This is a genomic window from Pectobacterium artocarpous (assembly GCF_046159765.1).
Taxonomy (GTDB): Bacteria; Pseudomonadota; Gammaproteobacteria; order Enterobacterales; family Enterobacteriaceae; genus Pectobacterium.
Map to the genome: position 1 here is coordinate 1 of NZ_JBJXVK010000055.1, position 1303 is coordinate 1303.

Consider the following 1303-nt stretch of genomic DNA (forward strand, 5'->3'; position numbering starts at 1 on the left):
GCTGAGGAATCCCCAGAAAACAAGACAGGCATAGAGTTTTATGATCTACTGATTTTCGCCAAAAATTCAATGAGATCACCCTATGCCTGTCCGTAAAGTATGCCAGACTTTTTTCCGTAACGCTTTAGCTTCAACGCATCAATATCGACAACATGCGCTTATTGATTCCACCGCTGCGTTGATAAGCGGTGCGACGCTTTCACTCACCTGTATCGGGCGTTATTTACCCGGCCCTGCTCGCGTGAAAGATAAAATAAAACGGGTTGACCGCCTTTTGGGAAACACTGCGCTTCATAACGATATCCCGAAAATATTTAATCAGATTACGTCCATGATGACCCAAAACATGCCGTGGTGTGTTATCGCCGTTGACTGGAGTGGCTATCCCTCTCAGGCTTTTCATGTCCTGCGTGCCAGCCTTGTCTGTGATGGTCGCGCTATCCCCTTGATGAGTCAGGTGGTTCCGTCAGAAAAGCAAAACAATATTTTGATACAGAAGGCCTTTCTTGACGCGCTTGCCCGTGCCATCGCCCCACAAACGAAAGTCACCCTCATCACCGACGCCGGCTTCCACAATGGATGGTTTCGGCATATCAAAGCACTGGGATGGGACTTTATTGGCCGCATCCGGGGAAACGTAAAATTTTGCCTTCATCATGGCCCGGAGCACTGGCTGAACATGAAAGACGGTGCTGGCACGGCGCGGGCGGAATATCTGGGAAGCGGTACGCTGGCGCGTTCAAAAAAGGCGCAATGCAACGGACATTTTTATCTTTATAAAAAAGCGCCGAAAGGCCGAAAAAGCCAGCGTCGCAAGGGGAAACCGGGCTATCCCACAACAGAAAAAGAACAGCGAGCGTCAGCTAAAGAGCCGTGGCTGATATTTACCAGTGCTGATGAGTTCAAGCCCCGTGAAATCATGAAACTCTACAGCAGACGCATGCAGATTGAACAAAACTTTCGTGATGAAAAGAGTGAGAGATTTGGCTTTGGCTTACGCGCCTGTGGAAGCAAAACGGGTGAGCGGCTTTGGGTGCTAAGTCTGCTGGCGACACTGGCATCCATTGTTCTCTGGTTATTAGGGTATCATTTTGAAAATAAAGGTCTTCATCTTCATTATCAGGCGAACAGCCTTAAAAGTCGAAGAGTGATATCGTTTTTGACACTGGCGGAAAATGTCTTGCGGCATTCACCTCAAATAGCATTGCGGGTAAAACTGGAGAGTATTTTAGCCCAACTCACCAGCACCTATCGAAATATGGTGCTGGTTTATTAGCACTGGGTTTGTGGGGATCCCTCAGCC

1 protein-coding gene is annotated in these 1303 nt (G+C 48.3%); it reads left to right on the forward strand.

Annotated features, from left to right (window positions below; genetic code table 11):
* Positions 1 to 82: 82 nt before the first annotated feature.
* Entirely contained in the window at positions 83 to 1276 is a 1194-nt protein-coding gene (locus ACKQAD_RS20200) for an IS4 family transposase (protein WP_409161748.1), read from the forward strand.
* Positions 1277 to 1303: the final 27 nt, after the last annotated feature.

Bases quoted from the DNA above. Each gene is read 5' to 3' on its own strand.
- ACKQAD_RS20200 (WP_409161748.1), top strand. From the start codon at position 83: ATGCCTGTCCGTAAAGTATGCCAGACTTTTTTCCGTAACGCTTTAGCT.